This window comes from Deltaproteobacteria bacterium, from assembly GCA_016874775.1.
Classification (GTDB): domain Bacteria; phylum Desulfobacterota; class Binatia; order Bin18; family Bin18; genus VGTJ01.
This window is the reverse complement of sequence record VGTJ01000130.1, coordinates 1-18,804: the sequence shown is the minus strand read 5'-3', so window position 1 is coordinate 18,804 and position 18,804 is coordinate 1. Positions and strand designations below refer to the sequence as shown.

The 18,804-nt window shown below is 52.6% G+C and carries 17 protein-coding genes; 6 read left to right on the top strand and 11 right to left on the bottom strand.

What is annotated here, in order from left to right; translation table 11 throughout:
• Positions 1-264: 264 nt before the first annotated feature.
• The 3 genes from FJ147_19875 to FJ147_19865 all read right to left on the bottom strand — a co-directional run bounded on the left by FJ147_19875 (position 265) and on the right by FJ147_19865 (position 1,668).
• Entirely contained in the window at positions 265-660 is a 396-nt protein-coding gene (locus FJ147_19875; GenBank protein MBM4258138.1) for a VOC family protein, read from the bottom strand.
• Positions 661-781: 121 nt separating this feature from the next.
• Complete coding sequence (gene gloA / locus FJ147_19870) at positions 782-1,177, bottom strand: lactoylglutathione lyase (GenBank protein MBM4258137.1); 396 nt, start codon at positions 1,175-1,177, stop codon at positions 782-784.
• 17 nt (positions 1,178-1,194) lie between these two features.
• Entirely contained in the window at positions 1,195-1,668 is a 474-nt protein-coding gene (locus FJ147_19865) for a hypothetical protein (protein MBM4258136.1), read from the bottom strand.
• 144 nt (positions 1,669-1,812) lie between these two features.
• Here FJ147_19865 and FJ147_19860 point away from each other — a divergent pair, with 144 nt between their 5' ends.
• Complete coding sequence (locus FJ147_19860) at positions 1,813-3,108, top strand: hypothetical protein (protein MBM4258135.1); 1,296 nt, start codon at positions 1,813-1,815, stop codon at positions 3,106-3,108.
• Here FJ147_19860 and FJ147_19855 read toward each other — a convergent pair.
• From FJ147_19855 to FJ147_19830, 6 genes are all read right to left on the bottom strand, one after another.
• Positions 3,105-3,818 carry a methyltransferase domain-containing protein gene (locus tag FJ147_19855; GenBank protein ID MBM4258134.1) on the bottom strand — a complete coding sequence of 238 codons (714 nt, stop codon included), beginning with the start codon at positions 3,816-3,818 and terminating at the stop codon, positions 3,105-3,107. The genes FJ147_19860 and FJ147_19855 overlap by 4 nt on opposite strands.
• Positions 3,819-3,857: 39 nt before the next feature.
• A complete protein-coding gene (locus tag FJ147_19850; protein ID MBM4258133.1) occupies positions 3,858-5,786 on the bottom strand; it encodes a type IIA DNA topoisomerase subunit B in 1,929 nt (642 codons plus the stop codon).
• Complete coding sequence (locus FJ147_19845; protein ID MBM4258132.1) at positions 5,773-8,148, bottom strand: DNA topoisomerase IV subunit A; 2,376 nt, start codon at positions 8,146-8,148, stop codon at positions 5,773-5,775. The genes FJ147_19850 and FJ147_19845 overlap by 14 nt, the downstream gene beginning before the upstream one ends.
• Positions 8,149-8,710: 562 nt before the next feature.
• Positions 8,711-8,956, bottom strand: coding sequence for a hypothetical protein (locus FJ147_19840; protein ID MBM4258131.1), 246 nt, complete (start codon positions 8,954-8,956; stop codon positions 8,711-8,713).
• Between the two features lie 466 nt (positions 8,957-9,422).
• On the bottom strand, positions 9,423-9,680 hold the full coding sequence (locus FJ147_19835) for an AbrB/MazE/SpoVT family DNA-binding domain-containing protein (GenBank protein MBM4258130.1): 258 nt from the start codon (positions 9,678-9,680) through the stop codon (positions 9,423-9,425).
• A 33-nt stretch (positions 9,681-9,713) separates the two neighbouring features.
• Positions 9,714-10,583, bottom strand: a complete 870-nt coding sequence (locus FJ147_19830) for an alpha/beta hydrolase (GenBank protein MBM4258129.1) — start codon at positions 10,581-10,583, stop codon at positions 9,714-9,716.
• Positions 10,584-10,719: 136 nt separating this feature from the next.
• Here FJ147_19830 and hemE point away from each other — a divergent pair, with 136 nt between their 5' ends.
• From hemE to FJ147_19805, 5 genes are all read left to right on the top strand, one after another.
• Complete coding sequence (hemE, locus tag FJ147_19825; GenBank protein MBM4258128.1) at positions 10,720-11,763, top strand: uroporphyrinogen decarboxylase; 1,044 nt, start codon at positions 10,720-10,722, stop codon at positions 11,761-11,763.
• 73 nt (positions 11,764-11,836) lie between these two features.
• Entirely contained in the window at positions 11,837-12,763 is a 927-nt protein-coding gene (hemH, locus tag FJ147_19820) for a ferrochelatase (GenBank protein MBM4258127.1), read from the top strand.
• Between the two features lie 215 nt (positions 12,764-12,978).
• Entirely contained in the window at positions 12,979-14,403 is a 1,425-nt protein-coding gene (gene hemG / locus FJ147_19815) for a protoporphyrinogen oxidase (protein MBM4258126.1), read from the top strand.
• Between the two features lie 238 nt (positions 14,404-14,641).
• Positions 14,642-15,025, top strand: a complete 384-nt coding sequence (locus FJ147_19810; GenBank protein ID MBM4258125.1) for a hypothetical protein — start codon at positions 14,642-14,644, stop codon at positions 15,023-15,025.
• Positions 15,026-15,625: 600 nt separating this feature from the next.
• Positions 15,626-16,282, top strand: coding sequence for a DUF4126 domain-containing protein (locus FJ147_19805; protein ID MBM4258124.1), 657 nt, complete (start codon positions 15,626-15,628; stop codon positions 16,280-16,282).
• 192 nt (positions 16,283-16,474) lie between these two features.
• On the opposite strand, the gene ispH is transcribed toward FJ147_19805, so the two are convergent.
• A complete protein-coding gene (gene ispH, locus FJ147_19800) occupies positions 16,475-18,223 on the bottom strand; it encodes a 4-hydroxy-3-methylbut-2-enyl diphosphate reductase (GenBank protein ID MBM4258123.1) in 1,749 nt (582 codons plus the stop codon).
• Positions 18,224-18,309: 86 nt separating this feature from the next.
• Positions 18,310-18,771, bottom strand: a complete 462-nt coding sequence (locus tag FJ147_19795; GenBank protein MBM4258122.1) for a dCTP deaminase — start codon at positions 18,769-18,771, stop codon at positions 18,310-18,312.
• Positions 18,772-18,804: the final 33 nt, after the last annotated feature.

Genomic DNA, 18,804 nt, shown 5'->3' with positions numbered 1-18,804 from the left:
GCGCTTGGAGGTGGTGCGCCGTTCGGCAGACGCCAAAGGCTTTACCGTGTTGCCCCGCCGCTGGGTGGTGGAGCGGTCCTTCGGTTGGCTGGGGCGCTAGCGGCGCTTGTGTCGGGACTTCGAACATACCACCGTTTCCAGTGACGCTATGGTGTACTTGGCCAGTATCCGGCGCACGCTGCGGATGGTGACGACGGAAAATACGAATTAAAAAACACTTTCTAAAAGATCAGGGGCACAGCCGTGTGCCCCACCAACAAATTGTTATCCTCGTTCTACGAACTCAAGAATATTGCCGTCGGGATCTTTGACCATCGCGATGCGAGTCCCTGGACGAATCTGCGTTTCAGGAATCGTAAACTCGACACCTTTACCTTTGAGTTCGGCGCAGAGTTCGGTCAGGCCTTTGATTACAAAGGTGAGATAGCGAATCCCAAGTTGTTTCTCTAAGCCAATGGCGCCAGCAGGTGGGACGTTCTTTGGGTCCATCAGCTTGACGTCGCTATTGCCGAACTTCAAACGGTGCAGCGTGCCAAAGCCAGTGGCTAATTCCTCAGTTTTCTCAAGCCCCAGAATACCCTGATAAAAAGCCAGACTTTTCTTGATGTCACTGACGAAAATACCAAGGTCAATGGAATCTTTTGCAGCTTTGAGTGGCATAGTTCCTCCTTATGAGACAGTTAATGCCAGAATCGGAGAATAGGTGAATGGGTGAAGCAATGAAGAAAACGGGCGGGGAGGTCTCCGGTTCTCCCCATCTCCCGTTCGCCGTTTCCTTTTCTTACCCCCGTGCACCAGAGAGATCGATCAGTTCAATCTTATAGCCATTGGGATCTTCGATGAAGGCAATCACAGCGCTGCCGTGCTTCATTGGACCAGCTTCGCGCACGACCTTGACGCCTTTGGTCTTGAGGTCGTTACACACTTTGTAAATATCCGTCACACCCAGTGCGAGATGTCCGAACGCGTTGCCTTGATCATAACTGGCAGTGCCCCAGTTATGCGTCAGTTCAATGACGGTGTTGTTCTTCTCGTCGCCATAGCCGATGAAGGCCAGAGTGAACTCACCGCCTGGGTAATCCTGTTTGCGTAACAGTTTCATCCCGAGATGGTCGCAGTAGAACTTCAACGACTCATCAAGATTATTGACGCGAATCATAGTGTGTAAAAACTGCATAGTGCCTCCTTAGTGCATTAAGATAACGGAACAAAGTCTGACTTCGGTACCTGGGCGAGAAGCGCTTGGGGATCATGCGCGACGCCACCGCGGTAAACCGTGCTGAGCTTACGCAGCTCGCGCACATCGCGCAACGGGCCACAGATAAACAGGCGCGGCCCAAGTTTCTTGCCATTATTCAGATCCGCCTTCAGCCCTTTGACCTTCTCCAAATTGCCACCCACATCACGCGCGCTTGTCACGCCAGCCGCAAGGAAGAGCGGTAAGCTTGGGGTGCCCACGAACGTTGAATGTACATGCGTATCGATCAAGCCAGGGACAACCGCTTTTCCTTGCAGGTCGATAACCTGCGCACCTGCGGGAGCAGGCACTGGTCTCTGTTCGATAGACGTGATGCGATCATTGGTGACAACGATAGACATATCGCTACGCGGCTGATCCGTAAGACCATCGAACAGTCGCGCATTGTGGAACATTTGCGTCGATGCCATAGCTTTCCTCCTGTCGCGTTCCCCCTATCGCGTCGTTGCATGGGATGCCAAGGAAGTCTGCGTTTCTTCATCGTTGTCAGGTTATCGCCATCGCGTCGTTTTTCTCTTGCTTCGTGATCGCCGGAGACAAGATGTATCGCCTGCGTGTTTGTGTTCATGCTAAGGAAGGAGAAGTCACTGTTGCCAGGTTCTTCATCTTTACCCAGTGAGATTGAAGGGAGAGGTATGGCCGTCCAACAGGAACTCGCAAGCCACCAATCATCTGCGATAGAACTCCAGCGCTATCATGCGTTCGATGGACTCCGCGCGACGATGATGCTCCTCGGTCTCGTGCTTCATTCGGCAATGGGCTATGTGACATTTCCGACACATGAGACATGGCCGTTCAAAGATCCCCACCCGCAGGCTGGTTTTGATTTGCTAGTAATGTTCATTCACACGTTTCGCATGCCGGTATTTTTCGTCATTGCCGGTTTCTTTGCCGCGTTCCTCTATGTCACACGCGGTGCCAATGCGTTATTTCATAATCGGACACGACGCGTTGCATTGCCTCTGGTGGGTGCATGGTGTGTGTTGTTTCCTGTGGTTATTGTTGTATCTGGATTCGCGTACGCACGGAGTAGTGTTCAGGTGCCAATTGATCCACAGAACCTCACCATCGGACGCGTACTGAACCATCTCCTGCATCTGTGGTTTCTCTATGATCTGCTGATTTTCTATGCGGTGGCCTTATTGATTGTGCCCCTTGTCCAGCGAGTACCGCAGGAACTACGAGATCGTTTATTGGCTACGTTCAGCCGCATTGTGCCTGCGATGTGGGCGCCAGTAGTCCTTTCGCTGATGACGCTCCTCACCCTTTACCCTATGCGGATCTGGGCTCTCGACACTTCCGATTCGTTCCTTCCACCGCTCCGTATTCTTGCGGCTTACGGAGTGTTCTTCGTTTTCGGTTGGTTGTTGTACAGCCAGCGGGCACTATTGTCGTCTTTCCCTCGGCGAGCGTGGGGAAACTTTTGTGTTGGGGGGCTGTTTTTTGCGCTGTACGTTGTGTGCATTGGCCAGGCGATTGCGCTCGGACCGATACTCACTCTACATGTGCTGGCAAAGTCCAGCCTGGCCTTAGCGACGTGGTTCCTCATTTATGCGTTTCTGGGACTGTTTCTCCGCTACTTGGAGCGACCCCTACCGCTCGCGCGGTACATGGCTGATGCCTCGTATTGGATGTACCTTGTCCATCTGCCGCTGACGATTGTTCTGCCGGTCCTTCTTCGTACACTTCCTTTTCCCACAGCGGTAAAGTATGGGCTCGTATTGGCAATCACAACAAGTGTTACGATTGCGACCTACCATTACTGGGTACGGGCAACGATCATCGGGGAAGTGTTGAATGGCCGACGATATCCACGATCGTCTCCTCTGCTCAGCCGCGGAGTCGTCTAACGATCAGGCTTACGGCACAGCACTTGATACTGGCCGCCTAAAGGAAGACGTGTGACCCACGGCTCAATGAAACGTAGCTGTCTCAGCATCTTGGGGAAGATGAAGAGAAAGTCGATACGGAGCACCTCAAACCCTGCTGTGATGAGCAGACGACGTGCTTCAGGAGCACTCACTGTGACAGCCTCGCGGTCAAACGGGATACGGCTCATGACGAGCCGGGTGCCGGGATTCCACGGATTGTTCTCCCAGAAGGCGAACAATCCTCCGGGGCGGAGCGCACGGGACACATAATTTACTGCGGGAGCGCGTTCTGGAGTAGGAATGTGATGGAAAACCCCATTGCAAAAGGCCAGGTCGATTTCCTCACGAGGGTGATACTCGTCGAGTTGGAGAAACTGTGCACGGTCCGAAGCTGTGATTCGTCGAGCAAATGCTAGCGAGGCTGGGGATACATCGACACCGGTCACCCGGTTGGCATTGAGCAGTGAGAACAGCAACGGAGCTGCCGAGCCAATCCCACAGCCGAAATCGAGACAGTGCCGAGGACGTTCGCCAAGCTGCTTGAGGAGTTCGGCTAACCAGGCAATCCGCCCTTCAGCAAAGTAGGTTTTGTCTTCGCCGGACAACGAGAGCCCACGATCAAGTGCCGCGTCATATTCTGCCGCATACTGATCAAACTCTCGGTTAGTCCAAGAGAAGGGTTCACTCATGAGACCCGCGCCTCGTTTTTAGCTCTTCGGAACGCTTTCTTATACATCCACCTCTTCCACCTTCGGAGCACGACTCATAATGAACTCAAATCTGGGCTGTACGTCTTTGCCCATCAGGGTTTGAATGGCTGCTTCGGTACGTTCGGCATCGTCAATCGTGACTCGCAGCAACGTGCGCGAGCGTGGGTCGAGCGTTGTTTCCTTAAGAGTGGGTGGGTTCATTTCGCCAAGGCCTTTGAAACGTTGGACGTGAGCCTTACTGGCTTTACCGTTCTGCTTCGCCAGCAGGCGATCTTTCTCCGCATCATCAATGGCCCACAAAACATCCTTGCCAACCTCGATTTTGTAGAGCGGTGGCCGGGCGATGTAGACATATCCATCACGGATCAACTCAGGCAAATGGCGGTAGAAGAATGTCAACAATAAGGTACAAATGTGATTGCCGTCGGAATCGGCATCCATCAACAAACAGATCTTATGATAACGGAGTTTGTTGATGTCGAAAGTCTTATCGACACCACAGCCAAGCGCAGAGACGACATCGGATAACTCTTTGTTGGTCAGCACTTTGCTCAGTGACGCTTGCTCGGTATTCAATACTTTTCCCCGCAGCGGCAGAATCGCTTGAAAAGTGCGGTCGCGGCCTTGTTTGGCTGAGCCACCGGCAGAGTCACCTTCGACAATGAATAATTCACTTCCCTCCGGACTGGTTGAGGAACAATCCGCCAGTTTGCCGGGTAGATTGAGGCGATGGGAGACTGAGCCTTTACGTACGGTTTCTAATGCGGCGCGTGAGGCGGTGCGTGCTTTGGCTGCCAATATCACGCGCTGTGCAATGGCATCAGCTTGAGATTTGTTGTGCAGTAGGAAGTTCTCTAATGCCGTGCGCAGCACACCGTCCAGTTGCGCGGTGACCTCAGGGTTACCAAGCTTCTCTTTGGTTTGGCCCTGAAACTGAGGATCCTTAAGGTACACGCTCAGCAGCGCGACCAACCCTTCGCGCGTGTCTTCGGCTGTGAGATTCAAGCCTTTGGGCGTCAGGTCATGGACATTGATGTAATTGCGCACCGCTTTGACAACCGCAGACTTCAGCCCGTTCTCATGGGTGCCACCAAACGGCGTTGGAATGCCGTTGACGAAAGTGTACACACTCTCTTCTGGTGACTCCGTCCATGTAAGGGCGCACTCCAGCGGCGGATCATCTTCCCGTTCGAGGGTAAAGACTTCAGAGATGATCGGTTTCTTTTGCCCGTCAGAAACGAGTTTGGTTAGATAGGCGCGTAACCCATCCTCGTAGTGATAGACGGCTTCCTCGTTCGTTGCCTCGTTACGAAAGATGAGTTTCAACCCTTTATGCAGATAGGCCTTGGTTTCCAGGCGTTCAGCAATGATCTTTGGCTTGAAGGTAATCGAGGGGAAAATCTCTGCATCCGGATGAAAGGTGATAGTGGTCCCGCTTCCCCTTACCTGACCGATCTTTTTCAGTGGCCCGGTAGATTGGCCGCGCACGAAACTCTGCTCCCATTCGGCGCCGTCGCGTTTGACCCTGGCGACAAGCGAATCGGAAAGGGCTGTGACAACCGATGCCCCAACACCGTGCAATCCACCAGAATGTGAATAGTTCAGCCCCTCAAATTTTCCACCAGCATGGAGTGTGGTGAGGATCAATTCCAGCGCCGATTTTTTGAACTTGGGGTGAATATCGACAGGAATACCGCGGCCGTTATCACTCACAGTGACGGTTGATCCATCCGTATGAAGCGTGACATCGATCTTGTCGGCATGGCCATTCATTGCCTCGTCGACCGCGTTGTCGAGAATTTCCCACACCAGGTGGTGTAACCCTGCGATGTCAACACCACCGATGTACATGCCAGGCCGTTTGCGAACCGGCTCTAGGCCTTCGAGTACTGTAATGTCTTTGGCGGTATAACTGTTGTTCCCGGTACCGTTACTACGACTTGCCATTACCTTTTTCCTCCTCAACTGCGGGGCCGCGTACGCCAACAAGCGTCATGCGCTTAATGACGCGTTCTCCTTTTCCTGCACGTTGGCCAAGTGGAATTTCTTTTAAGGACACGTCACGTTCGTTGTCGTCGCTGTTGATTACAACTATCCCTTTACCAGGAGGTGGTGTGACTGCGCCAACAAGGTGATCGTCTTTGTCGAGGCGCATGAGAATCACGCCACGTCCAGCGCCGGTCAGTTCTGAAACATCCTCGGTGGGAAACGCGAGCATCCGTCCTTCAGTTGTGACACACACGACGCGTCCACTCTCGACTGGTTCAATCGAAACCACCTCGTCTTCGTCACCAAGTCGCGCGACTTTGCGACCATTGCGAGTCGTCTCCTCTAAATTGGGGCGGAAACGAAAGCCCATACCTTCAGCCGTTGCCAGTAAATAGAGAGGACCATTGGCTGTACTGTCTTCTCCGTCGCCGCTGCCATTTGTTGCACTGAATAACTCACCTTGCCCATTTTCGTCTGTTACTGCCGTTTTCTCTCCCGATGCCGTTCCTTCGCCAGTGACCAGGGTGGTCGCGACAACGCGCTCACCATCGGCGAAGTTCAACAGCGTCTGAATTGGCTCGCCGTACCCTGTTGATGCTGGCACGTCATAGACTTTCATCACATAGAGCACGCCTTTATTGGAGAATAAGGCAAGTCGGTCACGAGTGGTGCCGTTAAGAATCGCGCGGATAGCGTCGCCTTCACGCAGGCGCGTGCTGGTTGGGTCTTTGAGCTCACGCACGCGTTTGATCCAGCCATCGCGACTCAAGACGACCGTTGCTTCCTCATGAACAATGTATGCCTCGGGGTCGTAGGTGAGTTCCTCACCAGCACGCAGGGCAGTACGGCGTCGGTCGCCATAGCGCTTGCTGAGTTCTTGCAGTTCGTCGCGGATAATCGCCCAGCGCTTCTTCTCGTTGGCCAATAAGGTGCGAATCTCTTTGGCTCGTTTTTCTTTTTCGTTTTGTTCGTTCTGAATCTTTTCGACTTCCAGCCGTGCCAGTTGATAGAGGCGTGTTTCCAGGATCGCCTCTGCCTGTACCTCGTCCAGCTTGAACGTACTCATCAACTTGTCTCGCGCGTCTTTGCGTGAGGCAGAATTGCGAATGATACGAATGACCTGATCGAGGCTGCCAGCGATCAGTGCGAGTCCAGCCAGAATATGCAATCGGTCTTCAAGCTCACGTAGTTCAAATTCCAAACGTTTTGTGACAACTTCTAAACGGAAATCGAGAAAGTGGCGACAGAGATCTCGCAACGTCGCCTTGGCCGGCTGCCCGACCAGCGGATTGCTGGTCGGCACCAAACAGGTCAAGTTCACAGGAACAGTGATCTGCAACGAGGTATGTTTGCAGAGATACGCCATGACGAGTTCGTCGGACGCGTCACCTTTGAGTTCCAGGATGATGCGGACATCGTCAGTTGACTCATCGCGGACATCAGTGACCTGGGGGAGTTTTCGCCCAGCTACCAACTCAGCGATCTTTTCCACGAGCTGGGCTTTGTTGACCGTGTAGGGGAGGGAGGCGATCACAATTTGTCGTTTACCGCGGGGCAGTGTCTCTACTGTCCACTCACCGCGGAGTTTGATCGACCCTTGGCCGGTTTCGTAGATCTCTCGTAACTCACGTTTGTTGGTCAGAATCTCACCACCAGTGGGAAAATCCGGACCTTTGATCGACTTGAGCAAATTGGCGACGGTGATGTCGGGATCGTCGATCATCGCCACCAGCGCATTTACCACCTCGGTAAAATTATGCGGTGGAATGTTGGTTGCCATACCGACGGCGATGCCACTGGCACCGTTGAGCAGCAGTTGAGGAATGGCCGCTGGTAAGACCACAGGCTCGTCGACCGTCGCATCATAATTGGCACGGAACGGAACAGTTTGTCCGCGTAGGTCACGAAACAATTCGTCAGTGAGTGGCGCAAGTTTCGCTTCCGTGTACCGCATCGCAGCGGCACTATCGCCGTCGAGCGAGCCGAAGTTGCCTTCGCCGTGGACTAATGGATAGCGCAGCGAAAATGGCTGAGCCAAGCGCACCATCGCTTCATATGCCGCTTGATCACCATGCGGGTGATATTTCCCCAACACTTCTCCAACAATCGCAGCGGATTTGCGTGGTCGTGCGTCACTGCCTAACCGCAGGTTCTGGAACATGGCATACAGAAGACGGCGTTGCACCGGTTTGAGTCCATCACGCACATCGGGGAGTGCGCGAGAAGTGATGACACTCAAGGCGTAATTGAGGTAGCGTTCCTCGGCCTCATTACCGAGGTCAGTCGGGAAGATTCGCTCCGCCACCGCTGACTGCTTCATTGCTTCATCTCCTTCACTAAGCGAAATCGTAAAGTCTCTTGTGGCTTTTCGCCCAGTGCAGTTTCCATCGAATCATGCTGAGGTGAGTGGGTATGCGGCTAACTCATGAGGAGGAGAAACGAGAACACTCCACACCTCATAACGGGTCAATCGCAAACGCATACGTATGGATGGGGTACTACGGGTGACCAACGACTACATAGCTGATTTATGAACACCACCATTTGGGCCATCTGATGCCCCCCTCCAACCCGCGAACATCACCACCTCACTCGCATCGATGGAAAACGTCACACTAAGGATTGTGCCATGTTTTTTCGCAAACTACCATATGCAGTATCTGAGAATTTTTGGGTTCCTCTTAATTCCTCTACTTTTCTTTTTTCAGGTCGGCAACTTTTTTCACTAAGTTTTTGACCTCTTCAGGAATCTCATCCGAGGTCATTTTTTCTGCGATACGCTTTGCATCATTAGATTTGTTGTACGTCGTTTTGAAATGATGAAAGATAGTTTCAAGAATTTCTTCTCCCGGCGCAAGGAATGAATGTCGATCCGGGACAGCTCACTCTTTTTCTAGCATCTCCCTTTGGTTGTTTACGATCTCATTGAAATCGATGTCGGAAAGATAAGAGTCCGATCGAGCTTTTACTTTAGAGTGCAGGATCTCAGCAAAATTCTTCTCACGTGCGTGAGTAGCAAGTTCGACAATAGTCTCACGCGGCAACATACCACCGATTAACCCTGGCAGTTCAGAACGAATGCGTTTTACCAGTATCAGCTCGTAGAGACTGTCAGCTTTCGTTTTCATCAATTGAGCGACGTCTTCTAAGAGGGAACGATGATCTGCAACCCTTTGTCAGCAAAAGTTGAGAAATGCCTTTCATTAAATGTAAGAATGGTTTCAACTCTTGTTTGCGCTGCGCAGGTAGCAATTATCGCATCATATATCCGTCCTCCTGCGATACCATCGGTCACAGCATTACGGAGGAGATTGCGATATGACTTCCCGTCCAAGGCAATAATTTTGGTTGCGTTTATAAAATTCTCATCGAGCAGAGTAAACGGATCTTTTGGAGATAGGCGATGTGGTGGCGGCAAGCGAGTCAAGACTGCGTATGCTTATGCAAGTGAATGAGCAGCCACTATCATTTCTTCATTCTGGTTTAATCGACGTTCTATTGCTGCAATTGCTTGCGTGTGATGCGCGTGCCAACCACACACCGCAGTAACTATGCAACTTGTGTCCGGTAAGAAACTAGGCATAGAAAGGAGAGCTAAGGAATGCGCTCTTGTCTCAGCGACCGGCGGGTTCGCTCAACCACCTCAGTTGTCAGTGACGGTACTTTATGTTGAGGTACCGCGACAAGGAAGCGCCCTTTTCGTACCATTTTCACAGGAAGCGGGGCTGGTTCGATTTCAATTCGCCCTTCTTTCCAGCGAATTTCTAATGGCATGCCTGGTTGTATTCCCGCTTCCCGGCGAATTTCCTTCGGAATCACCAATCGTCCAGCAGCATCTATGGTAGTTTTCATGGTAAAGAAAATACCACTGATTTTGGCAAAAAACTATCTTGTCCCACTTAGTGGAGCAAAGAATTCCAATGCTTGCTGAATAGCGAACTCAGGTTTTTCCTCGGCGATGAAATGACCACACTGTTTGAGTTCGCCACCTTGCACGTTTTCGGCGACGTTCTGCCACACTGGTACGATGTTACCCATAAATGCTTCACCACCCCACGTCAGCAATGGCATCTTCAGTTTTTCTGTACAACTGCTGAAGTTGTCGAGATCCTCTTGCAGCGCCGTGCGATAATATTGAAACCCCGCGCGGATCGCACCAGGTGCGGAGTACGCGCGCACGTATTCAGCGATATCTTCTGCGCTGAATACATTCGGACTGTAGTTGTAGGCGGTCGAGGTATAGAAATAGCTGAGATACGCTTCGACGTTGGCGCTGACGAGCTTCTCGGCTAAGTCAGGCATACCGCCGTGAAAGAAGACATGCCAATAGCGTTGCGCCTGACGAATGTCCATGGTTCCGCCTTTACGGCCCAGGCCCGGCACCATATCGAGAATCATCAAGCGTTCAACCATCTCTGGGTGATCGTAAGCAAAATAAAAAGCGACAGCGCCACCCCAGTCGTGACCTGTAAGCCCGATCTTGCTGAACCCGAGCGCTTTCACTAACTCGTACACATCCGAGGCGAGAGTCCGTTTATCATAGCCAGTGAGCGGGCGATCTGAATCGCCCAAGCCGCGCAAATCTGGCGCAATGACGGTAAACTTCTCAGCCAGTGAGGGAATGATCTTCCGCCATTCGTACCAACTCTGTGGCCAGCCATGCAGAAACACCAGTGGGTATCCAGTGCCTGCAATGACATAGTGCATGCGGAAACCGTTGACAACCTTTGTGTGATGCGTCCAGGGTTCGGCCATACAATTACTCCTTAGCTAATAGCTGTCAGCTATCAGCTAAAACAGTGAGAAGGGAAAAACAACTCCCTTATTTTCTTTGTGTGGCTGAGAGCTGACCGCTGACCGCTGACCGCTTCTTATGCTACGATGCGGCGCAATGAACGAAGCAATTTTTCTCAAAGCCTGTCGTCGTGAACCGACTGCCTACACGCCAGTATGGCTGATGCGTCAAGCTGGGCGTTATATGGCAGAGTATCGTGCGTTACGTGAACGTGTGTCCTTCCTCACTTTGTGTAAGACGCCAGAGCTGGCGGCGCAAGTCACGGTTGAGGCTGTGGAACGCCTTGGCGTTGATGCGGCGATTATTTTTGCTGACATCCTCCTGATCGTTGAGCCCATGGGAGTCGGCTTGGAGTTTGCGCAGGGAGACGGGCCAGTGATTCATCGTCCGGTTCGTTCCGGTACTGACGTTGATCGTTTACGAGAAGACGATCCGCGCGAAACGCTGCCGTTTGTGTTTGAGGCGGTACGCCAAGCCCGTGCCGGCCTTCCGTCGCATATTCCGTTGATTGGGTTTTCTGGTGCGCCGTTTACGGTGGCGTCGTACATGATCGAAGGCGGTAGCTCGCGCAATTATATCGAAACGAAGCGCTTGATGTACAACGATCCAGGCGCATGGCAGGCGTTGATGGAACGGCTGGTGAGAATTATCACTGCCTATGCGAATGCCCAGATCGCGGCTGGAGCACAGGCTGTGCAGTTATTCGACTCGTGGATCGGCTGTCTTTCCCCTGCGGACTATCGCACGTTTATCCTGCCTCACATGAAGACGCTCTTTGCCGGCCTTACTTCGGGAACGCCAGTGATTCACTTTGGTACCGACACTTCAGGACTACTTGAATTGATGGCAGAAGCTGGAGGGACAGTTCTTGGAGTCGATTGGCGCATCGATCTTGATACGGCCTGGAGGCGTGTTGGCTACGATCGCGCCGTGCAAGGGAATCTCGATCCAGTGACACTCTTTGCCTCACAGGATGAGATACGTAAACAGGTGCGACAGATTCTCAATATGGCACATGGGCGACCTGGCCACATCTTCAACTTGGGACATGGCATTCTCCCGCAGACCCCAGTTGAGAATGTCATCGCATTGGTGAAAATGGTACATGAGATTAGCGGAGAACGAAAAATGAAAAATTAAAAGTGAAAAATTATCAAAGGAAAAACTTTCATTCTTCATTTTTCATTCTGAATTTTTAATTTTTCATTGGCCTATGTCCTACGATGCTGTGCTGTTAATTGCGTTCGGTGGTCCGGAAAAGATGGACGATGTCCGTCCGTTTCTGGCTAATGTGCTGAAAGGGCGCCCAGTACCTCCGCAGCGACTTGAAGCTGTTGTTCACCACTATGAGTTATTTGGTGGTCGTTCTCCGTTGAATGAAATCACTTTCCGTCAGGCCAAAGCTCTTGAAGCATTGCTGGCGAACGAAGGGACACAGCTCCCAGTCTTTGTTGGTATGCGCAACTGGCATCCGTATCTGCACGAGACATTAGACAATATGGCGGCGAGTGGAGTGAAACGTGCGCTTGGGGTGATTTTGTCTGCGCAGCAAAGCGAGGCTGGTTGGGAACGCTACCAAGAGAACGTTGCCGCTGCTCGCGAGCAGGTCGGCGCACGAGCAGCGGTGATCGACTATGCGCCCGCCTGGCATGATCACCCGCTGTTCATTGCTGCAGTAGCAGAGTTGACGCAGCTCGCATTCGCGCAAATAGATGTGAGTCGTCGTGCACAGACGCCACTGGTGTTTACGGCACATAGTGTGCCGGTAGCGATGCCAGGGACATCACGGTATATGCAGCAAATCGAAGAAGGCGCTCGTTTGGTAGCCGCACAGCTAGGCCATCGGAACTGGTCGGTTGCCTATCAGAGTCGCAGCGGAGATCCACGTACCCCGTGGCTCGAACCTGACATCGGCGCGGTGTTGACCAAACTTGCGGCAGATGGGGCACGCGATGTGGTTGTGAGCCCTATCGGGTTTGTTTGCGACCATATTGAAGTGTTGTACGACCTTGATAACGAAGCGCGCCAGATTGCTGAAACGCACGGACTCAACTTTGTCCGTGCTGGGACTGCCAATGATCATCCCACTTTCGTGCGGATGTTGGCTGAAGTTGTGAAGGCTGCGATTGGGTCACAGTGAGTTAAAGAGCCTTGTATATTGCCTAGGGAATGTCATTCCCGTGAAAGTGGGAATCCAGGAGGCATAATGGCTGGCCAGTGCTGAATCTCTTTGGATGCCTGCCTGCGCGGGCATGAACGAAACTCGTTTTCAAAAGACTACACTCGATTCTCAACTACTCTATTTTCTCCACGCGTAAAGAGACCATGCCTCAGATACAACCTCCACACATTGTCATTGTCGGTGGCGGCATCGCTGGGTTAGCTGCTGCACATCGTTTGCAAGAAATTAGTCGCGAGCGCGAGTTTCCGTTGCGTTTTACGCTTCTGGAAGCAAGCGATCGATGTGGTGGGACTCTGGCAACCGAGAAACGAGATGGATTTCTGCTTGAACTCGGACCGGATTCGTTCATTTCGGAAAAACCTTGGGCATTGGCGCTGTGTCGCCGTATGGGGATGGAGTCCGAACTGATTGGGACGCAAGACCAACACCGTGCGACGTTCGTCGTGCATAGCGGTAAGCTTGAACCCCTTCCGGAAGGTTTTATGCTCATGGCGCCAACGCGGGTTGGTCCGTTGGTGCGATCTCAATTGTTTTCTTGGCCAGGAAAATTACGCATGGCGCTTGACCTCGTCTTGCCTCGCGCTGCCGAGCACGAAGACGAAAGCTTAGGTTCCTTTGTCCGGCGCCGCTTTGGTCGTGAAGCGCTAGAGCGCGTTACCCAGCCACTTATTGGTGGAATCTATACGGCTGATCCTGAGCGTTTAAGCCTGGCGGCGACGATGCCCCGCTTCTTGCACCTGGAACGTGAACACCGCAGCGTGATCTATGGGATGTGGCAAGCGAGTCGCAAACGACCGCAAGATGCAAAAGACGCCAGCGGCGCACGGTGGAGTCTGTTTGTGACTTTACGTGGCGGCATGCAGACGATGGTTGAAACGTTGACTGGCCGATTGGCGCCCAATACCCTTCGTCAGGGGCTGGCAGTTGAGAAGGTGCGACGAGAGAATGGGCAGTGGCAGATCATGTGTCAGGGGGGCGAGTCACTGTCAGCTGATGGGGTGATTTTGGCGACCCCAGCCTTTCACACTGCACAGTTAGTGAAAGACCTTGACCTTCCCCTCGCCGAACAGCTTGGGTCGATTTCGTACAGTTCGGCGGCCACGGTAAACATGGCCTTTCGTCGCGAGCACATTCCTCATCGGTTGAATGGCTTCGGTTTTGTCGTTCCGCATATCGAGAAACGGAAGATTATTGCTGGCTCATTTTCCAGCGTGAAGTATGCAGGGCGTGCTCCTGACGGGCATGTGTTATTGCGCGCGTTCGTTGGCGGTGCATTACAGGCTGAGCTGTTCGAGCGCGATGACCAAGAGATAGCGCACATGGTGCGAGATGAGCTGAGACAACTCCTCGGAGTTACGACACCACCCCTCTTTGCTCGTGTCGCGCGGTATCCGCGATCAATGCCACAATATCTGGTGGGGCACCTGAAGCTGATTGAGTCGATTGAACGAAAAGTCGACCAGCATCCCGCGCTTGCTCTTGCTGGCAATGCATACCGTGGTGTTGGTATAGCGGATTGCGTACGTAGTGGAGAGACTGCGGCGGAGACAGTTTTAAGAGAGTTGGTGGGAAGCGAACGAGAAGGTCGCCGCGCCTAAGTTGGATCACCACAGGTTCGTATACTTCCACTCGTGCATCGCGAGTCTGTAACGTGCGTCATGCACACGGGACTCTATACACGAGAGTCCCGTGCGCACAGCACACGCGACTCTGAACTGCGGATCTGACTATCCGTGCTTTCCTGACTGCACTCTTACCGACTGCGACCTCTTGCAACAAACGGTGTTGTTATCGTCATACGTTATGGGCCAGCTGCACAGCTAGAAAGGAGTTGTTATGCAGGCCAGAATGACCAAATCGTTCCTTGCGGCGTTGTCTCTCTTCGGGGTTCTCTCACTTCCCGCTGCCGCCTCAGCGCATAGTGACGAGGACTATTACGGGAATCGGAGAAACGAGCAGCGAGAATTGTATAACGCTCCGCATCGTCACAGAGAGCACCTTCAGTTGCACCGGACTCTCAAGCGAAACTACCAAGATCATTACAATCGCTATTCCTACAAGGATGAGCATACGGGTCGCTGGCGGCATGATGGACACTGGCACGATGGGAATACACCCTATCCAGGCAAGAGTTGTCAGTTACCGCGCCCAACCTCTGAAAACAACCGGCAGTACCGCCCTCGATACTACGGTAATGACTACTATGGATATGCTCGGTAACGAGCGCTGACCAAAGGGCGCGTCAGCAACGATACACGCTCTATTCTATAAAGAAGGGCGTGACCTGGACTTGCAGTTGCGCAATGGGGCAGCCGAGGAAATGCGAAGAACCTCCTGCCCCATTGCCTTTACCCTTCTGAGCGAAAATCAACAGAAACTTACCCTCCCTGCAATCACGGAGTTGTTATGCGAGCCATACTCGGCAAGTTTTTCCTCGCAACCTTACCCCTCGTGAGCACCTTGCTAGTCTCGTCCACCTCCCTTGCTGCTGCGGACTGGCGACAGGGCTCCTTCCCTGCAACATTCACAAGCCGCGCAGAGGACCCATCCGATCTTTTCTCTGAGGCGTTTGTGCGCGTGCACGACTCCTATTATTATCGAGAGAGAAGAAGCGATCCGCGCGATCGGTTATTTGGTGGTCGTCACCATTATGATAAGGGATACTTTCGTCGAGGTTGGCAACGTCCGTGGGGATACGGAGGATACTATGGAAGACGAGATCGGTACTGTCCTCCACGATACGACCGATACGACCGATACGACTACTATAGATATGGCCGACCTTGGTAAGCAAAATAATACGAGAAGGTTTTAGGAGGAATGACGATGGGAGCTATTGAGACCCTCAGTTTAGCGATGGGAACCGCGTGGACTTCAGGCATTAATCTCTACGCGACTATCGCTGCCCTCGGAATTGCGGGTCGCTATGAAATGATCCATCTTCCTCCTGGCCTTGAATGGGTGATGCCTCCGTTACTGATTGGCACGGCTTGTCTCTTGTACGTGATTGAGTTCTTTGCCGATAAAATTCCGTACCTTGATAGTCTTTGGGATAGCTTCCATACCTTCATTCGTATCCCTGCTGGTGCAGTGCTTGCGTATGGTGCTGTTGGTGAGGTCAGTCCGGTGCTACAAGCCGCAGCGGCTCTGGCTGGCGGTCTCGTGGCTACTGCCTCGCATGGAACAAAAATGGCGACACGGTTAGCGATCAATACCAGTCCAGAACCTCTGACAAACTGGGCTGCAAGTGTAACGGAAGATGCCGTCGCGTTGAGCGGCGTATGGCTGATTTTTAACTATCCGCTCGTGATGCTTTTCCTCGTGTTTGGTTTTACCGGCTTGGCAATTTGGATGCTTCCGAAGATCCTCGCTCTAGCGAAACGAGGCTTTGCGTCGATTAAATCCTGGTTTCGTGGCCGACCTGCAACTCCACCTATCGCCAACCCGACGGGGGCTCCGCCGACACACTCTCACTAAATCGGACTCCGAAACATTCGTACAGTTGGGATAGCGTGCGCTGTGCGCATGACGCGCTTGTCAGTTTTGATTCCCGTGCGCATGGCGCACGCTACGGTCTCTCCGGCGACAACCTAAAGTGTACCCATCTCGTCTGGTTTGATTTAGTGTGAAACCTCACTACGAACTGTGTGCCCGTGTATATACAGGGCACTAGCGGTTCAGGTGCCACAAGAAGGCCATTGCACCAGCAACGAGAAATTGCCCATCGACGAGGATCTCTCCAGCTGCACCTTTAGGAAGAAGCCGCTGGTGGTATGACCAGCACACTGCGCAGGTGTACGGAACAACAGTAAAGACAAATGCCGCCAGCGGGAGGCCATGCCACGGAAACGTCAAGCTCAGCAGAAGTGCGGTTAATGTAGCAACGGCACTGATCAAGACAGTTTTTGTTCTTCGTTTACCGACCACTTTGAATAACGTTTCCATTCCCATGATCTTGTCTCCTTGTACATCGCGGACACCAATCAGCGCTGAACGTAAGAAGACAAACAGGAACACGAAGCCAATGACACCAGCCGCGCGTGAAGGGGGCGACGCACCAAGGGTCAGCAGCGGGACAATCGCAGCGGCAACTGTCCAGCCCAGAGCCGTGGCCAAGTCTCTCGATGCGGGTAAGTCTTTAATCCGGCGAATGCCCATGATGTGACGCGCCCATGAAATGGGGATAAGCTTTACTCCATACAACGCGCCCAAAAATCCAAAGGCAGACAACGCGATACATTGTTCACGACCCAAAGAAACTGCTAAGCCCAGCGAGAACGATAAGGCGAGGACTCCTACCCACAGCATGATTTGTTGGAATCGCTGAAACGTCCGCGGAGAGAACGAGCCCCAACCGCTGTAGTGCGAGCGCTCTTGATAGCGATTCACGGTGTGCATTGCCAGAATGAAGAAGCCTGCCGCTCCCATCAATGGCCACAACGCTTCACGTCCTACAGTTGGTTGCAGCAATAAACTGGCAGTGAGTGTCAGCAAGGCCGCGCCAAGGCCGACATAGACGTTACTGGCAACGAGAACCCCCATGAGGTGCTTTAGCCACGTGTTGAAGCGGCTTGTCGTTTCCGGCTTGAAGGATTCGAGTTTCTCGACGACGCGGTTGATCATCCACTCGGGAGTAGACGCTCCTGCGGTCACGCCTACGGTCTGACATTGGGCAATGTCGCTTTCCTCGAGTTCGCCATCGGTTTCTATATGAAGGACGCGTGCGCCTTCTTTAGTGGCGAGGTCGGCGAGTCGGCAGGTGTTGGCGCTATGACGGCCTCCGACCACGATCATTAAGTCGACTTGGTGTGCGAGATCAATGGTTTCGCGTTGATGATCCCGAGTTGGTGCACAGACGGTGTTCGTCGCCCTGATCACTCTTGCTTTTTGCTTGATCACGTCGACCGTGCGGGCAAAGGTATCATCGTTCTGCGTAGTTTGTGAGACGACACAGACCTTATCGAAGGAGGGAAGGGTCTCAGCTTCCTTTTCATCGGCGACTACGAAACATTGGCCTTTGGTGTAGCCGCGCAACCCGGCAACTTCGGCATGGTGATCATCGCCGACGATAACGACATCGTAGTCATCGTTCGCGTACTTGGTAATAATTTTTTGCACTTTGCGGACGAGTGGGCAGGTCGCGTCATAGACATCCGCACCGGTAGCGCGGAGTTGCTCAAATGTTTCAGGACGAATTCCATGGGCGCGTACTAAAACGGTTCCACCCTGAATAGCCGACATATTCTCGATCGAATGAATGTTTTGTTCGGTGAGTTCCTCCATGACCTGGGCGTTGTGAATGAGCGGTCCGAAGGTTTGGACTGGGCCATCAATCTTCTTCGCTAAATCCATTGCCTGATCAAGCGCTCGACGAACTCCCCAACAGAAGCCAGCAGTTTCAGCAACAAGAATCTTCATATATCTAGTATCCTCTAGCTAACGGGTATTGTTCGAGCGTCTCAGTATTATAACGACGAGCTGTTTCCTGAAGAAAGTACCTGGCTTCACAACCGCTCCTGTTGGGAAAATCGTCCCCTATATACAGCATGTCCCTCGGTGCGTTGTAAGACGAGTTGGCAGATGCGGGTACCGGCATGAATCGCCAACGGACGACCGGCAACATTTGCCATCTCCAGGACCTGCCTGTTGCTCACTCCTGGAGCGACAAATCCAGAGGTGACATGAATCATGAGCCCAAGGCGAGCAAAACGGCTCCTCCCTTCGAGCCAGCCACAGATGTTATCTGGCAGACGAACATGTTCACGGGTAATCCCGTGGATGGTCTCACCCGGTTTCAGTAAATAGGGCCGGTCGAGTTTTTGCACTTGCGTGACCAAACGGTAGTCTGCGTCTTCGGTCATGTCGATGATGTCTGGGCCACCTTCCATCACGCGAATCTCGTCACCTAAGGCATGGGCAAGAATTAAGTTACCGATTAAGAGCGAGGAAGAAGCGTATAGTTCCAATCGCCATGAAACTTACCGGGTTTGATATTGAGC